This window comes from Kribbella sp. VKM Ac-2571, assembly GCF_004362255.1.
Lineage (GTDB): Bacteria > Actinomycetota > Actinomycetes > Propionibacteriales > Kribbellaceae > Kribbella > Kribbella pratensis.
The window spans coordinates 134359-149271 of the sequence record NZ_SNWS01000003.1 but is presented as its reverse complement, the minus strand read 5'-3'; the positions used below and the strand labels follow the sequence as shown (position 1 = coordinate 149271).

Sequence of the window (14913 nt, the reverse complement as noted above, 5' to 3'; positions counted from 1 at the left end):
GTAGTAAACCCGTAGCGCGTTCTTCGAGCATCGGGTGCATGAGTTCACGTGAAGCAGTGACAGTGATCGGGCTCGGTTCGATGGGGTCCACGATGGCCAGGGTGTTTGTCGCGGCAGGCCATCCGACCACCGTCTGGAACCGGACACCTGGCAAGGCGGACGGTCTGGGAGCGGTACCGGCGGCGACCGCCGCCGAGGCGGTGGCCGCGAGCAAGGTTGTGGTGATCAGTCAGGTCGACTACGCCGCGATGTTCGAGTCGCTGGCCGACGCGGACCTGCGGGGGCGGGTCCTGTTCAACCTCAGCTCGGACAGCCCGGAGCGGTTGCGGAAGGCGACCGAATGGGTGGCAGGGCGCGGCGGGACGCTGGTGACCGGCGGCATCATGGTGCCGCCGCCGGGGATCGGGCAGCCCGGTTCGTACCTGTTCTACGCCGGCTCCGAGGAAGCTGTCGTCGCGCACCGGACGACGCTCGAGGTGCTTGGCCGCGTCGACCACGTCGGCACCGACCCCGGGCAGGCGATGCTCTACTACCAGGCCATGCTGAACATCTTCTGGACCACGTTGATCAGCTACTTCTACTCGGCGACGCTGGTCGGCAGCGCCGAGAAGCTACGCCCGTACGCCGCGACGATGCTCACCGATCTCACCGAGGACGGGCCGATGGGCTTCCTCCGCATCCTGACCGCGGAACTGGAGTCCGGTGAACACCCCGGCGCGGAGAACAACCTTCACATGCAGGCCATCGGAGCCGAGCACGCCGTACAGGCCTTCACCGAGGCAGGCCTCGACGCGAGCGTGCCAGGTGCGGTGGCCGCTCTCTTTGCCCGCGCGGACGCCGCTGGGTACGGCGCCGACGGCCTGAGCGCACTGGTCGAAATGGTCCGAAAGCCCAGCTAGGCGGCGGTGGTCAGCTTGCATTGGCCGTCGACGCAGTCGCGTTGAAGTTTGCCGCGGGAGATTGTTTCGAGCAGGCCGATGACCCAGCAGGTGGGGCAGCCTCGGAAGGCCAGGAGGGTCACGGGCAGGAGCAGGAGGCTGGCCGGCCCGACTGCCGGCAGTAGGGCGAAGGCGGCGATCAGGCTGCCGAAGCCGAGTGCGCCCCGAAGCAGGTGACGGGGCAGTGAGGTGCTGGCGAAAGTCATGTGGGGGCTCCCAGGGATTCGCGCACGGTGCTGCGGGCGCGATGCAGGCGGGACTTCATGGCGGGAACGGTGAGGCCGAGGGCCTTGGCGACCATCGGGCCGCTGTAGCCATGGACGTCGCGGAGGATCAGGACGCTGCGCTGGTCGGCGGGCAGTTGCGCGATGGCTGCGGCAACTGCCTGCGCCTCCAGTTGGCGCAGCGCCTCGTCCTCCGCCGACGGTCCTGTTTCCGGTGCCAGTTGCTGGTCCCGGAGTACGGCGCGCGCTCGGCGGAGGCACTCGTTGCGGATGATGCGGAACATCCACGACGTGAGGGCGCTGGTCGCGCGGAGCATGCCGATCTTGCGGTACAGGATGATCAGCGCCTCCTGTGCCGCGTCCTCGGCGTCCTCCGGCGTCGCGCACAGCGTCCGGGCGAACCGCCGTACGGTCGGATGCGAGTCCGCGACAAGCGCGGTGAGGGCGTTGACGTCGCCGTCCTGGGCGGCGCGGATCAACTGTTCGTCGAGGTCAGCCACGGGCCCTCCGGCGCAGTACGACGATGCTGCAGGTGCCGAGCAACAGGGCGACGACGACGGCCGCGACGATCAGGGTGACGGTCATGGTGAGCTCCTTCATCGGATGCGATTTCGGGAGTAAGAGTCAGCGGCCGGGCGAAAGGATTCACGGCTGAAGTGGGGTTGAGCTTGTACACACGGGCTGGGGGCAACTATCACGATCTCGGCGGGCAACGCCGATGACACGCCGGATTTCGGACAGAACCGGGTAAGTTCTGTTCCATGATCATCGTGACAGCTGCACTGAAGGGCGGGGTCGGTAAGACAACCACGTCGGTGTACTTGGCCGCGCTGGCATCTTCCAACCGTCGCACAGCCACTCTGATCGACGCCGATCCGCAGGGTAGCGCCGCGGACTGGATCGCGGAGTCCGACGACGAGCACCTGAACCGGATCGAGATCGCGGAGGCGCCGACCGAGCGCCTGCTGAGCAAGGCGGTGGACAAGGTTCCGCCGGAGGGTATCGGCATCGTCGACATGCCGCCGTCCCACGAGCGGATGCTCAACAAGGCGCTCGAACGGGCCCGGATCGTGATCCTGCCGACGCGGGTCGGCGGCGTCGAGACGCCCCGGGTCAAGGCGGTGCTGGAACTGGTCCCCGACCACATCCCGGTCGGCCTGGTGATCTGCTCGGCGCGGACCTACACGCGGTCGTACCAGGACGCCATGCAGCAGTACGCGCAGGAGAACATCCCGGTCTGGGGCACCATCCCCGAGCGGGTCTCCATCACCGCCGGACCGACCGGACCGCTCGCGGCCGACGGCCTCGAGTCCTACAAGAAGGTCTGGCGCAAGATCCTCGCCGCGGCCCGTTCCTAGGCGCCACGCTCGAGGGGTGGCTCGCCGCGGACGTACGAACGGATGACCGTGGCGGCCGCCCCGCGGGCCCAGTCGTCGAAGGTGTGGGAGCGGAGCATCAGCCGGCAGTCCCCGGCCGCTCCGAACGCGTGCTCCGCGAACGCGAGCCGCATCCGCTCCTCGTACAGGTCGTACTCCGCGACGCCCTCGCCGGCGATCATCACCAGCTCCGGCCCGACCAGGTTCACCATCGCGGCCAGTGCGGCGCCGATCACCTCACCGGCCCGGTCGAACGCCTCGCGCGCGTGGGCGTTGCCCTCGTGCGCCAACTTGATCGCACCGGCCAGATCCAGGTCCGCCTGTCCGGTGGTCTCCCGCGTCCGCGTCAGGATCGCGTCCGACGACGCCACGGTCTCCACGCAACCGCGGCGGCCGCAGGTGCACACCAGGTCGCCCGGCGCGAGCGGCAGGTGGCCGAGCTCGCCCGAGACGCCGTACGCGCCGGACACCACCTCGCCGTTGATGTACAGCCCGCACCCGATGCCGGAGCCGATCGTCACGACCGCGAACGAGTCCGCGTTCACGCCGACCCCGAACCAGTGCTCGGCGACGGTCAGCGCACGGACGTCGTTCGACACGACGATCGGTACGCGGACCCGTTCGCCGAGCAGCTCCGCGACCGGGACGCCGCGCCAGCCCATCAGCGGTGAGTCCCGCACCACGCCGTGAGCCGCGTCGACATCGCCCGACACCGCGATCCCGATCCCGGCGAGCGGACCGGCCACCGCCGTACCGGACTTGAGGGCTGCGATCAGCGCCTTCACGTGCGCGGCGAGCTGCTCGATCACCGCCTCCGGGTCGGTGCTGTCCAGCTCGTCGTGCCGCACGTTGAGAATGCCCGCGGTGAAGTCGGTGGTGACTCCGATCAGGCTGGTCGGCGTGACCTTGACCCCGATCACCGAGACGCTGCTCGGTACGACGGTCAGCGGGCTCACCGGCCGTCCGATCCCGAGCTGGCCGTCGCCGTCGGCCGGGGCCGCCTGGTCGGTGACGAACCCGGTCTCGATCAGCGGCGCGACCGCCTTCGTCACGGCCGCCTGCGACAGCCCGGTCCGGCGCGCGATCTCCACCCGCGGGATCGGCCCCTGGGTCAGGATCTTGGTCAGCACCTCGACTCCCGCTGGAGTGGCCAACGGGAGTGGACGATGAGGACGCAGCGGCACGAGAACAACCTACCGGCGCGTCATACCTCCGCGCCGGTTTCTGCCACTGTTGGTGAGGCCAGTGTTGGTGAGGCGAGGGCCCAGCGGATGGTCCGGGTCAGGCCGTCGCCGGCAGCCCGTACAACGGTCTGCTCGGCCAGTGGTAGGTACGGGAGCCGTAGCGGCAGTCTGGTCCACCACGGGAGCAGCCCGACCGCAGCAGCCGTCAGTACGCCGTACGCGGGTCGCGCGGCCCACGGCACGGGCGGGTGTATCAGCATGAAGCGGGCCGCCTGGCGTGCTTCCGTCGTACCGCGTAGCTCGGGTTGGTACTGCTTCAGCAGGTCCTGCAGCTTGGCCACCGTCGTCGGCGGGTCGATCACCCCGAGTTTGCCTGCCACGAGCGCCGCCTCCTCGACGTACTGGTCCTGCTCCGCCGCGGTGAGCGGATGCGCGCCGTACCGCTGGTGTGCGGCGAGGAAGCTGTCCACCTCGGCCACGTGCACCCACTTGAGCAGGTGCGGGTCCGACGCCCGGTACTTCACCCCGTCCGGACTGGTCCCCCGGACGCGCTCGTGCACGGACCTGACGTGTGCGATCGCCTCCTCGGCGTCCGGGATCGCGCCGTACGTCGTGATCGCCAGGAAGTAGCTGGTACGCCGCAGACGCCCCCACGGATCGCCCCGGTACCCGGAGTGCGCTGCCACGGCGGCCATCGCCAGCGGGTGCAGCGACTGCAGCAGCAACGCCCGCAGTCCCCCGGCGAACATCGACGCGTCACCGTGCACCCGCCGGATCGGGCTCTCCGGTGCGAACCAGCGCGGACCGGGCGTGTTGTGCACTCGCCCACGCTCAGCCTGCGGATCCGGACCCGCAACCTTCGTCAGAATCATCCGCGCGAGCCCATCGCGCAACGGGCTCAACTGGGCAGGGAAGGTGGCGGCCATACGACCAGTGTTGCTCAGTCGGTGTGTTCCGGTTGCAGCAGTGAGTAGAGGAGGGAGTCGCGCCAGGCGCCGTTGGTGAAGACGTGCTCGCGGAGGTGGCCCTCGTAGGTGAAGCCGAGGCGCTTGACGACGCCGATCGATGCCTCGTTCTCGGGGCCGATCGCGGCCGTGACCCGGTGCCGGCCGAGGGGGCCGAAGGCGAAGCCGAGCAGCACCCGGGCCGCGTCCGTCGCGTACCCGTGACCCCAGTGGTCCGCACCGATCGCGTAACCGAGCTTGGCGGTCCACGACCCGCTCGGCGCGATCCGGCCGAACCCGATCACGCGATCGTCGTCCGGCCGGGTCACGGCCAGCATGTAGTCGGGACGGTTCTCCTGCGCGGACCGCGCCACGATGGCGGCCAGGCTCTGCTCGGCCTTGGCGCGGTCGTAGCTGTCGAACGCCATCCAGGTGGTGACCCGGTCGTCACCGGCGATCGCCAGATAGTCGTCGAGGTCGGTTGTCCGGAATTCCCGCAGTACAGTCAGCCGTCCGCTGAGTGCCTCCATCCGGGCAGGCTACCGGGGGTAGGTCTGCATCGGGGTCCGGGTGAAGGTCTCGATCTCCTCCTGGAGCTCCCGCGCGTCGTCGGCGCGACCGGACTGCCGCAGGGCCTGGTGGACCCGGCGGGCCGAGTGCACCACGCCGTTGATCCGGCGCTCGGTCGGCAGCGTCAGCACCGGGGCCAGCGCGTCCGCCGCACCGTCCAGCTCACCGCTCGCGATCCGGGTGATCGCCATCGCGGCGTGGCTGCCGGCGGCGTCGCCGAAGGCCCACTCCGGGTGGTTCTCGTCGGTGTACGCGTCGACGGCCTGGCTCGAGTACCGCTGGGCCTGCTCGACCTCACCGGGCAGCTGGGCGAGCGCGTCGGCGGCGTAGTACAGCTGGCGGTTGCGGCCGAAGGTGCACAGGCCGCCCATGTCGTCCAGGTCGTCGTTGTGGACCGAGTTCCATGCCTCCTCGGCGCGCTCCAACGCGGCCCGGGTGGCCTCCGGGTTACCGAGCGCTGCCCAGGCACGGGCCTCGCTGACCGGGAGCCAGACACTGGTGGTGCTGTTGGCCTGCTCGGCGTACCCGGCGCCGAGCTGCGCGTACCGCACCGAGTCGTGCGGGTTGCCGGCCCAGTAGGAGACCAGGGACTGCAGGCCGCGCACCCAGGCGCGCAGGCCGTGGTGGTCGGCGTTGTCGGCGCACATGAACGCGGTCCGCGCCTGGGTCAGCGCGGCGTGCGGGTTGCCGAGGTCGTGGGAGGCCTTGGCGAGCAGCCCGCCGGTGACACCGGCCAGGAAGTACAGCTGGCGGTGGTGGTCCGGGCGCTGGCGGCTCTCCAGCAGACCGAACACCAGGTCCTGCGTCTCGACCAGCTGGCCGAGGATCTCCGGGAGTGGACGCTGGGGGTACGCCTGGGCGGCGTGGCGTACGTCGTCGTACACCTGTTCCATGGCCTCGCTTCCGAGACCGGACTGGGCCGCGAGGGCAAACGCCCTCGCGCGGCTGGCAGCCATGTCGAGAACCTCCATCTCATTACCTGTCGTGATCCGTCCACTCGCGGCAGGTGCCGGCACCACCTGGGCGGCCTGTTCCGGCACGTACGGCGCGAGGAGTTCCTCGACCGGTTTGCCGAACAGGCGTTGCAGGGTGCGCCGGGTCTGAGGAGTGGTCCCCGCGCGCTCGCCCGATGCGAGGCGACGCAGGTGCCGCTCGGTGATGGTTCCACCCAGCTCGACGAACTCGGCGACGATCTCGGAGTAGGTCTGGTTCCGGCGCTGGATCAGGTGCGCCAGGACCGTCTTTGGCGCATACCTACTCGCCATCGTTCCTCCCGTTCACGTCAGTCAGACGTTGTCTCGACTTGTGCCCCACGACAAGGTGCTGTCCCCCAGATGTCCGCGAGAGGACCGGAAGAGGTCCGGCAAAGGTCCGGTCCAGGTCCTAGAGCGGTCACGTTGGGCTCGTGCACCATTACTGCCATGACAACCAGTAAGTCCAACTGGTTGCAAGGCCTGAGAGTTACGGGGTGAGAGGTTGTGACCATCGCGGAAATGACGTCGAGACAGCACCGGCGCCGAGTCCGGGTCTGGTTCGGCGAGCACGTGATCGCGCAGTACGTCGCGGAGGCGCCGCTGGCAGCCCGCTACGAACAGGCGATGCGGCGCCGTTTCGCCGGTCTCAAGGTCACCAACGACCTGCTCGGCCCGCTCGACTCGACCGACTGAAACACCTGATCGCTTCCGGGTCCTCCTCAGACCCGGTTGCTGCTCCCTGGAGTCTCCTCACGTCCAGGGGCAGCGCTTGGAAGGTCCGGAGCACTCCTCAGTTCCGGACGAAACCCGAGGTGCGGTCCGGAGCACTCCTCAGCTCCGGACCGCACCGCCCTCCCGACCCGGCTGGGCTTGGCGGTTGAGTCCCTGTGTCGCCGCCGCCCAGCCGTTCCAACCCACCTCCTGGCCGACACCTCGGGCCAGGCAGGGCCGAGTGTCCTGGGCGGTAGGACACCGGAGGCTCCCGACACCTCACCGGGAACCTCCCCCTTGAGGTGGCTGGCTCCGAGTGTGACCGTCGCGCCTGGGCGGTCACACTCGGAGCCTTTTCACGCCAGGTTGCCGGCGAAGAGGTGGGGGTGTGGACAGGAACTGGGGGCGGGGGACCCTGAATAGCCTGTTCAAGGCCCCCGTCAGGGTGTCACCGGGTGATGACGTAGACGGCGAACGGGGCGTCCGGTTGTACGTCGGGGGCGTCGGCGGCCCAGCCTTCTGCGCGGATCTCGCCGGCGTACTGCATTCCGAGGCGCTTCATCACGGCCTGGGATGCGGTGTTGACCTGTTCCGTGAATGCGATCACGGAGGCGGCGTGCAGGGTGTTGAAGGCGTAGTCCAGACTCGCGCGGCCGATTTCTGTGGCGAGACCGCGGCCGCGGGCGGACTCGACGAGGGCCCAGCCGAGTTCGAGGCCCGTCCACTCGGGTCCTACCAGCGCGGCGATTGCCTCGGCAGTCGGCGTACCGGCGGGGATTCGGGACATTCCGCCCCGCCCGGCCAGTTCGCCACTCGACCGCTCGTAGGCGATCCACTTGCCCACCGAGTCGCGGTCCCAGCCCTCCTGCTGTTGGGCGGCTCGCGCGGCTGCTTCCTCCGGTGACCACGACCCGTCGTACCACCTGGCCACCCACGGGTCCGCGTACAGCCGCACCAGGTCCGCTCCATGTCCGGGCAGGACACCGTTCGGACCAGTGATCGGCTCCAACCGGAGGCGGTCCGTGAACCGCGTCCGGACCACATGCGCCACCAGGTCCCGCAGCCGCCGGTCGCCGTCGGTCCGGTTCACCATCAGCAGGTCAAGGTCACCCGGCCCGGCCCACGCGGACGCGTCGTGCTTGCCGGCCTCGAGCCGCGGGCGGCTGAGGTCCCCGTCGACGGTGACGAGGTAGTCGACCTCCCGCCGTACCCGGCCCTCCCACTCCCATTCCCAGTCCGCGACGGTCCTGACGATGTCGCGAACCTTCCAGCCGGTCTCCTCCTCGACCTCCCGCGCCAGCGCCTCCTCAGGCGTCTCTCCCGCCTCCAGATGCCCGCCGACGATGTCCCAGATCCCCGGCAACAACCGCCGCTCCGCCGTACGCCGCTGCAGATAGACGCGATGTTCGCCGTCCCGGATCAATGCACCTACACAGTCGACCGTGCGCATGGCCTCAACCTACAGAGCTAGCGGGGTGGGCGTTCGGTGATTCGGTTGGGCATGAAGAGGACGGCTGCTACGAGGAGGAGGGCGGCTGCGCCGGCGCCGTAGTAGACGTCGTGGATGGCGGGGGCCAGGACCCCGGCGGGGACCTTCTCCAGGTCCGCGTGGTCGTCTCCCAGGCGGGCGGCGACGACGCCGTTCGCCACTGCGCCGAAGACCGCGACCCCGACCGCGCTGCCGACCGAGCGGGCGAACATGTTCGCTCCGGTCACCACACCGCGCGTCTGCCACTCGACGGACGACTGCGCCGCCACGACCGACGGTGATGCGGAGAACCCGAGCCCGATGCCGATGATGAAGCAGGCCGCGGCGAGGTGCAGTACGGCGCTGGTGGCGCTGACCGTGAGCAGGACACCGGATCCGAGGACGACGATGAGGGCGCCCATCGACATCGTCGTACGGAAGCCGACGCGCAGGTAGATCCGCCCGGCGAGCGACGCCGCGATCGGCCAGCCGAGAGTCATCGCGGCGAGCGTGAACCCGGCGACGAGGGCCGACGTACCGAGGACGCTCTGGGCGAACAGCGGCACGTACGTCGACAGCCCGATCATCAGCAAGCCGATCAGCAGCGCGGCCGAGTTGGCCGAGTTCAGGACCCGATGGCCGAGCACCCACAGGGGAAGGATCGGCTCGGCCGCGCGCCGCTCGACCAGCACGAACGAGGTCAGCAGTACGACGGCCGCGGCCAGGATCACGATGCTCGTCGGGGAGTCCCAGGCCCACATCACGCCGCCCTCGAGCAACCCGAGCAGCAGCAGCGAACCGCCGACCGAGAGCAGGATCGCGCCGGCGTAGTCGATCCGGTGCCTGGTCTTGTCCGCCACCTGCTCGTCGAACCGGCGGACCAGCACCCAGGCGGCCGCCATCCCGAGCGGGATGTTCACGAAGAAGATCCACCGCCAGGAGATGAAGTCCGAGAACACGCCGCCGAGCGTCGGTCCGACGAACGACGAGATCCCCCAGACGCTGGCGATGTAGCCCTGCACCTTGGCCCGCTCCGCGACCGTGTAGATGTCGCCGACGATCGTCATCCCGATCGGCTGGATCGCACCGGCGCCGAGCCCCTGGATCAGCCGGAACGCGATCAGCGCCGGCATGCTCCAGGCGAACCCGCACAGCACCGACCCGAGCAGGAACAGCCCGACGCCGAGCAGCATGATCGGCTTCCGGCCGCGCTGGTCCGCGAGCTTGCCGTAGATCGGCACCGACACGGCCTGCGCGAGCAGGTAGATCGAGAACAGCCAGGGGAACTGGGTGAAGCCGCCGAGGTCGGCGACGACGGACGGTACGGCGGTGGCGAGGATCGTCGCGTCGATGGCGACCAGCCCGACGCTCAGCATCACCGCGAGCAGGATCGGGCCCCGCTCCGACCGAAGCCCCACACCCGTCCGGTCGATCCGCTCCGTAGTCATATCACCAACCAATCTATGTGAACCGGCAACTGTTCCCCACTCACAGCCCGCCCACCGGACGGCCCCCTGTGTACGACGAAGCAGTGCGGCCGAGTGCAAGCGGAGGCGCGTCGCGCCGTACGTCGGCTGGGTCTGGCCGGCGATCGGGGTGCTCTGTGTCGTCGCGGTGCTGCCCGCACTCAAGCCGGTTCGTTCAGGGCATAGCTTGGTGCTGCTGGTTGAGCCGGCTCAACCGCGCGGAACAGCGGCTGCCGGCAGCACCGCCCACCACCGCGCTCACCAACGTGACGAGCAGAACGGCGGCGAGTCCGAGCACCAGCGCCGCCGCACGATCCGTCTCGGCGATCGGTAGGGCCGTCCAGTCGATCCTCGCGACGAGGCCGTACTCGCGGTCGGCGAGGTACCCGAGACCGACCATCAGGGCGGTGGCGGCCCAACCGAGCAGCCACACGTCCAGGCCTTGCCGTCCACCATGCGCCGGCACCATCCGTCCGCCGGCGTAGCCGCCCGAGAACGCACCGATTCCCAGCGACACAACAACGACGATCCAGGCGGTGACATAGACCCACTCCCAGCCGGCAAGCCTGTTCCAGCCGATCAGGGTACCGACAGCGCCGACGGCTGCCAGGAGCAGTACGACGATGCCGCTGGCAACCAACCAGCCGAAGAAGGCGACGCCGAACGAGACACCCGCATCGTCCGCGCGCCGCTCGGCACGATCGGCATCGTCCGCAGCCGTATCCGGGTCGGGATCCTGCGCCGTGTGCTCGTAGCCGGTACGCAACAACTCGTCCAGTCCGACCTCGATGACCCTGGGGCCCCCGTGGACCGCGCCTCGCCGACGCATCATGGTCCCTCCCTGACAAGACCGCCGTACCGACGGTGTGCTGTCAGCTACTTTCAGCCGCAGTCCGCGGCGCTTCCGCTGTATCTCCCGGTACCCGCGACGAATCGCGGTCAGCCGCAGTTCAAGCCGGTTCGTCCAGGGCGTAGCCGATCAGGGTGCTGCACAGGACCAGCGCGATCAGTGTGCTGAGGGCGAGGCGCAGAGAGGTGTGCTCGGCGATGGTGCCGAGGACCGGGGTCGCGACGCCGCCGATGCTGACGGCGAGGCCGAGGGTCATGCCGCCCGCCGTGCCGACGCGGCTGGGGAGGAAGTCCTGGCCGAGGGTCACGTGCAGCGAGAAGGGGATCGACAGCGCGATCGCGGTCGCCGCGAGGAAGCCGAAGAACGCCGGCCCGGGGACGAACACCAGGCAGGCGATCGCGGGTACCGCGACGGCGTACGACGTCCGTAGGGTCCGGACTCGTCCGTAGCGGGTGGCGAGGCGGCCGCCGAGGAGCGTGCCGAGTGCGCCCGCGGCGAAGAGGACGAACAAGGCGATCCCGCCGGTCGTGGTCCCGCCACCGACCCGTTGGCCGGCGTACAGCGCGATGAAGGTACCGAGGCCGACGAACACGATCGACCGGCAGATCATGATCAGCGACAGCCGCAGGAACGACGGCCAGTCGTCCGTCCCTTCACCGCCACCCCGGGCAATCACCACGTGAGCGCGCGAGCGGACCGCCCAGGTGGTGATCGCGGCGCCGAGGAGCGCGGGTACGACGAGCAGTGGCGTCAGCGCCAACCCGCCCGCGGCGACGATCGGTGTGACCAGGACCGGCGCCAGTGCGAACCCGACGTTCCCGCCGACCGAGAACCAGCTCATCCCGACGTGGCTGCCGCCGCTCACGACGCGGGCCATCCGGGCGGCCTCCGGGTGGTACGCCGCGACGCCGAGCCCGGACAGTGCGGCCGCCAACCACATGAGCCAGTAGGTCTGTCCGACGCCGAGGAGGGCGATGCCGAGTCCGGCCGTGGTCATCGCGACCGGGATCAGCCAGGTGAGCGGGCGGCGATCGGTCAGTACGCCGAACACGGGTTGGACGACCGAGGAGAGCAGGGTCGCGGCGAGCGTGATGCCGGACACCGCGACGTACCCGAGGCCGCGCTCGGCGACCAGGAACGGTACGAGTGCCGGCACGCAGCCCTGGTAGATGTCCACGCACGCGTGGCCGGTGGCCATCAGCCCGATCGGTCGAAGTCTCCGCACCCCTCGATCGTCACGGCCCGACCTGTTGTCCGGCTTCCGATAAAATGCCAATTGATGCCGGAAACCAGCCAACGTCCCGCGAGCACCGGCCACCAGCCGATCCGGGCCGGTGGCGGCATCGAGCCGCACTGGCACGACCGGAACCAGATCGTGTACGCCGGACGCGGGGTCCTGTCCGTCACCACCGACGCCGGCAGCTGGGTAGCCCCCGGGACCAGAGCCATCTGGATCCCAGCAGGCACCCTCCACCAACACCGCGCGTACGGCGAGACAACGCTCCACACGCTGGGCCTGGAGGAGAACCCGCTAGATCTGGACGCCCCGTCAGCCCTAGTAGTAAGCCCCCTCCTCCGAGAGCTGATCCTCAGCTACACGTCTGACGAGGAAGAGACCGCCCGAAGCGAGCGGGCCTCCGCAAGCGGGCGGGGCGACAGGGCTGAGCGGGGTCGGCTGCTGGCGGTCTTGCTGGACCAGCTGCGGCGGTCGCCTCAGCGGCCTACCTATCTACCTTCACCACGCGATGCTCGGCTTGCAGCCGTCTGCGATCTGTTGCGCGACAACCCTGCGGAGAGCAGGACGCTGACGGAGCTCGGGCGGGAGGTTGGTGCGAGTGAGCGGACTCTCAGCCGTCTGTGCAGAACCGATCTGGGGATGACCTTCCCGCAGTGGCGGACTCAGCTCAGGTTGCATGCTGCGTTGAGGTTTCTGGCAGAGGGAGCCTCCGTGACTCAGGTAGCGCACCGCACCGGCTGGGCGTCGACCAGTGCGTTCATTGACACGTTTCGCCGCGCCTTCGGTCACACACCCGGCTCACGCAGGGCCTGATCGAGAATGCGGCTCCACTGGCGGACAATGCCGCGCCGGCGCGCACTGTCGTCCGTGAGCAGGTCAGCCAACCCAAGACCGCGCGCCATGTCCAGCACCCCCTGCACGGTCTCCCTCACCCCAGGAGTCCGCTCACTGACGTCCAGCACCTCGAGTAGCGCCCGGTGCGCCTGCCGACCCACATGCGACTCCAGCCGCACGATCTGCTGCCGCAACGCCTCCTCTGTCGACGCCGCCACCCACAGGTGCAGTGCGGCGCGAAAGAGCGGCCCGGTGTACACGTCCGCCAGCATCCCCACGATGGCCTCGGTGCGCCCAGCCCCGCTCGGCAACGCGGCGGCCTGCGCGCGGATCTCCGCCAACCGCACCTCGGTCATGTACTCGACCGCCGCCGCGAACAGGTCCGCACGCGTCGGGAAGTGATGTTGCGCCGCACCCCGCGACACCCCGGCCCGCGCCGCGACGACCGACACCGTCGTCGCGGCGTACCCGACCTCGGCCAGCGACTCGACCGAGGCCTCCAGCAGCCGCTGCCGCGTCGCCCGCGACCGGTCCTGCTGAGGTGTTTTCAGAGCTTCACTCACGCGCAGCCTCACGCGCCCGCAGCTCCCGCCGCAGGATCTTCCCCGACGCAGCCTTCGGTACGGCGTCGATGAACTCCACCTGCCGGATCTTCTTGTACGGCGCCACCCGCGCGGCGACGTACTCCATGACATCGTCCGGCGTCAGCGAGACTCCCGGCATCGGCACCACGAACGCCTTCGGTACTTCGTTGCCGTCCGCATCGATCCCGATGACTGCCGCGTCCGCGATCCGGTCGTCGGTGAGCAGCACGGCCTCCAGCTCCGCGGGCGGCACCTGGTAGCCGTGGTACTTGATCAGCTCCTTCACGCGGTCCACGACGTACAGGTAGCCGCGCGCGTCCATCCGCCCGATGTCGCCGGTGTGCAGCCAGCCGTCCGCGTCGATCGTCGCGTCCGTCTCCGCCTGCCGCCCGAGGTACCCCTTCATCACCTGCGGCCCGCGGATCCAGATCTCGCCCTCGTCGGTGTCGTTGCCATCGGCACCGACCAGCCGCATCTCGGTCGACGGGAACAGCTTGCCGACCGCGCCCGGCGGCGGCTCCTGGTCGTCCTGCGGTACGGCGTGCGTACCCGGGGACAACTCCGTCATCCCATAGGCCTGCAGTACGGCGTGCAACCCGAGCCGCTTCGCACACGCCTCGGCCAGCTCGCCGTCGAGCGGAGCAGCGGCCGACGTCACGTACTTGAGCCGCGACAGGTCCACCCCGTCAACGGCCGGATGTTTCGCCAACGCCAGTACGACGGGCGGCGCGACGAACGCCCGCGTGATCCGCTGCTCGTCCAGCGTGGTCAGGAACTGCTGCAGGTCGAACTTCGGCAGTACGACGACCGTCGCGCCGAGGCGCAGCGGCAGGTTCATCAACACCGACAGCCCGTAGATGTGGAAGAACGGCAGGATCGCGATGATCCGCTCCTCCTCGCCCAGCCGGATCATCACCTCCGCCTGGGAGATGTTCGTCGCGATGTTCCGGTGCGTCAGCATCACTCCCTTGGCCGCGCCGGTCGTCCCACTCGAGTAGGGCAGCACCGCGACGTCCACCGCCGGATCGATCGTCACCACCGGCTCGGGACCCGTGGACGCGAACAGCTCCTGCACCGAGCGGTACCCCTCGGCCTGGTCGCAGACGAAGATCTGCTCGACCCCGGTGCCCTCGATCGCCGCGTTCGCGGTCGGCAGGAACAGCGAAATCGTCACCAGCAACTTCGCCTTCGAGTCGATCAACTGCTTGTGCAGCTCGTCCGCGGTGTAGAGCGCGTTCACCGTGGTCACGGTCGCGCCGGCGCGCGTGGCGCCGTAGAACACCACGGGGTACAGGATCGTGTTGGGGCTGTAGAGCGCGATCACGTCACCGCGCCGAATGCCGAGCTCGGCCAGTCCGGCCGCAACCCGCCGGGTCAGGTGGTCAAGCTGGGCGTAGCTCAGCTCTTTACCCGTCACACCGTCGACCATCGCCGGCCGGTCGCCGTACTCCTGGGCTCTGCCGAGCACGGCGTCGTGAATCGGTACGTCGAGCACCTCGACAGGCGGGAACTCACTGGTGATGATCATTGCCCCACTCCTCCTGGTACGACTT

At 69.3% G+C, this 14913-nt stretch carries 16 protein-coding genes; 4 read left to right on the top strand and 12 right to left on the bottom strand.

The features are described from left to right. The first annotated feature begins 38 nt into the window (after positions 1-38). The gene (locus EV651_RS08000) at positions 39-899 is read left to right on the top strand and encodes an NAD(P)-binding domain-containing protein (protein WP_133783654.1); all 861 of its coding nucleotides are present in this window, start codon (positions 39-41) and stop codon (positions 897-899) included. On the opposite strand, the gene EV651_RS07995 is transcribed toward EV651_RS08000, so the two are convergent. Beyond that, positions 896-1144: a hypothetical protein gene (locus EV651_RS07995; RefSeq protein ID WP_133783652.1), complete on the bottom strand. Its 249-nt coding sequence runs from the start codon at positions 1142-1144 to the stop codon at positions 896-898. The two genes, EV651_RS08000 and EV651_RS07995, sit on opposite strands and share 4 nt — an antisense overlap. Beyond that, complete coding sequence (locus EV651_RS07990) at positions 1141-1662, bottom strand: RNA polymerase sigma factor (RefSeq protein ID WP_202870220.1); 522 nt, start codon at positions 1660-1662, stop codon at positions 1141-1143. Before EV651_RS07990 ends, EV651_RS07995 begins: the two co-directional genes overlap by 4 nt. A 261-nt stretch (positions 1663-1923) precedes the next feature. Between EV651_RS07990 and EV651_RS07985 the strand changes: the two genes are divergently transcribed. Further along, positions 1924-2520, top strand: coding sequence for a ParA family protein (locus tag EV651_RS07985; RefSeq protein WP_133783650.1), 597 nt, complete (start codon positions 1924-1926; stop codon positions 2518-2520). Here the strand turns inward: EV651_RS07985 and EV651_RS07980 are convergent. From EV651_RS07980 to EV651_RS07965, 4 genes are all read right to left on the bottom strand, one after another. Further along, the gene (locus tag EV651_RS07980; RefSeq protein ID WP_238156735.1) at positions 2517-3668 is read right to left on the bottom strand and encodes an ROK family transcriptional regulator; all 1152 of its coding nucleotides are present in this window, start codon (positions 3666-3668) and stop codon (positions 2517-2519) included. The genes EV651_RS07985 and EV651_RS07980 overlap by 4 nt on opposite strands. A gap of 74 nt (positions 3669-3742) precedes the next feature. Continuing rightward, positions 3743-4648 (bottom strand): oxygenase MpaB family protein, encoded by a 906-nt coding sequence (locus EV651_RS07975; protein ID WP_133783646.1) that lies wholly within the window; start codon positions 4646-4648, stop codon positions 3743-3745. Positions 4649-4662: 14 nt separating this feature from the next. Beyond that, positions 4663-5196, bottom strand: a complete 534-nt coding sequence (locus EV651_RS07970; RefSeq protein WP_133783644.1) for a GNAT family N-acetyltransferase — start codon at positions 5194-5196, stop codon at positions 4663-4665. Positions 5197-5205: 9 nt separating this feature from the next. Then, positions 5206-6501 (bottom strand): XRE family transcriptional regulator, encoded by a 1296-nt coding sequence (locus EV651_RS07965; protein ID WP_133783642.1) that lies wholly within the window; start codon positions 6499-6501, stop codon positions 5206-5208. A gap of 228 nt (positions 6502-6729) precedes the next feature. Here EV651_RS07965 and EV651_RS41260 point away from each other — a divergent pair, with 228 nt between their 5' ends. Then, complete coding sequence (locus EV651_RS41260; RefSeq protein ID WP_165549662.1) at positions 6730-6903, top strand: hypothetical protein; 174 nt, start codon at positions 6730-6732, stop codon at positions 6901-6903. 466 nt (positions 6904-7369) lie between these two features. Here EV651_RS41260 and EV651_RS07960 read toward each other — a convergent pair whose 3' ends face one another. The 4 genes from EV651_RS07960 to EV651_RS07945 all read right to left on the bottom strand — a co-directional run bounded on the left by EV651_RS07960 (position 7370) and on the right by EV651_RS07945 (position 11930). Further along, a complete protein-coding gene (locus EV651_RS07960; RefSeq protein ID WP_133783639.1) occupies positions 7370-8371 on the bottom strand; it encodes a GNAT family N-acetyltransferase in 1002 nt (333 codons plus the stop codon). A gap of 17 nt (positions 8372-8388) precedes the next feature. Beyond that, positions 8389-9837, bottom strand: coding sequence for an MDR family MFS transporter (locus tag EV651_RS07955; protein ID WP_133783637.1), 1449 nt, complete (start codon positions 9835-9837; stop codon positions 8389-8391). A 193-nt stretch (positions 9838-10030) separates the two neighbouring features. Further along, on the bottom strand, positions 10031-10687 hold the full coding sequence (locus tag EV651_RS07950) for a hypothetical protein (RefSeq protein ID WP_133783635.1): 657 nt from the start codon (positions 10685-10687) through the stop codon (positions 10031-10033). 118 nt (positions 10688-10805) lie between these two features. Beyond that, a complete protein-coding gene (locus EV651_RS07945; RefSeq protein ID WP_238156734.1) occupies positions 10806-11930 on the bottom strand; it encodes an MFS transporter in 1125 nt (374 codons plus the stop codon). 54 nt (positions 11931-11984) lie between these two features. Between EV651_RS07945 and EV651_RS43220 the strand changes: the two genes are divergently transcribed. Then, positions 11985-12755, top strand: a complete 771-nt coding sequence (locus EV651_RS43220) for a helix-turn-helix transcriptional regulator (protein ID WP_133783633.1) — start codon at positions 11985-11987, stop codon at positions 12753-12755. Here the strand turns inward: EV651_RS43220 and EV651_RS07935 are convergent. Then, positions 12728-13339: a TetR/AcrR family transcriptional regulator gene (locus tag EV651_RS07935; RefSeq protein WP_202870219.1), complete on the bottom strand. Its 612-nt coding sequence runs from the start codon at positions 13337-13339 to the stop codon at positions 12728-12730. The genes EV651_RS43220 and EV651_RS07935 overlap by 28 nt on opposite strands. Continuing rightward, on the bottom strand, positions 13332-14888 hold the full coding sequence (locus EV651_RS07930) for an AMP-binding protein (RefSeq protein ID WP_133783631.1): 1557 nt from the start codon (positions 14886-14888) through the stop codon (positions 13332-13334). Before EV651_RS07930 ends, EV651_RS07935 begins: the two co-directional genes overlap by 8 nt. Positions 14889-14913: the final 25 nt, after the last annotated feature.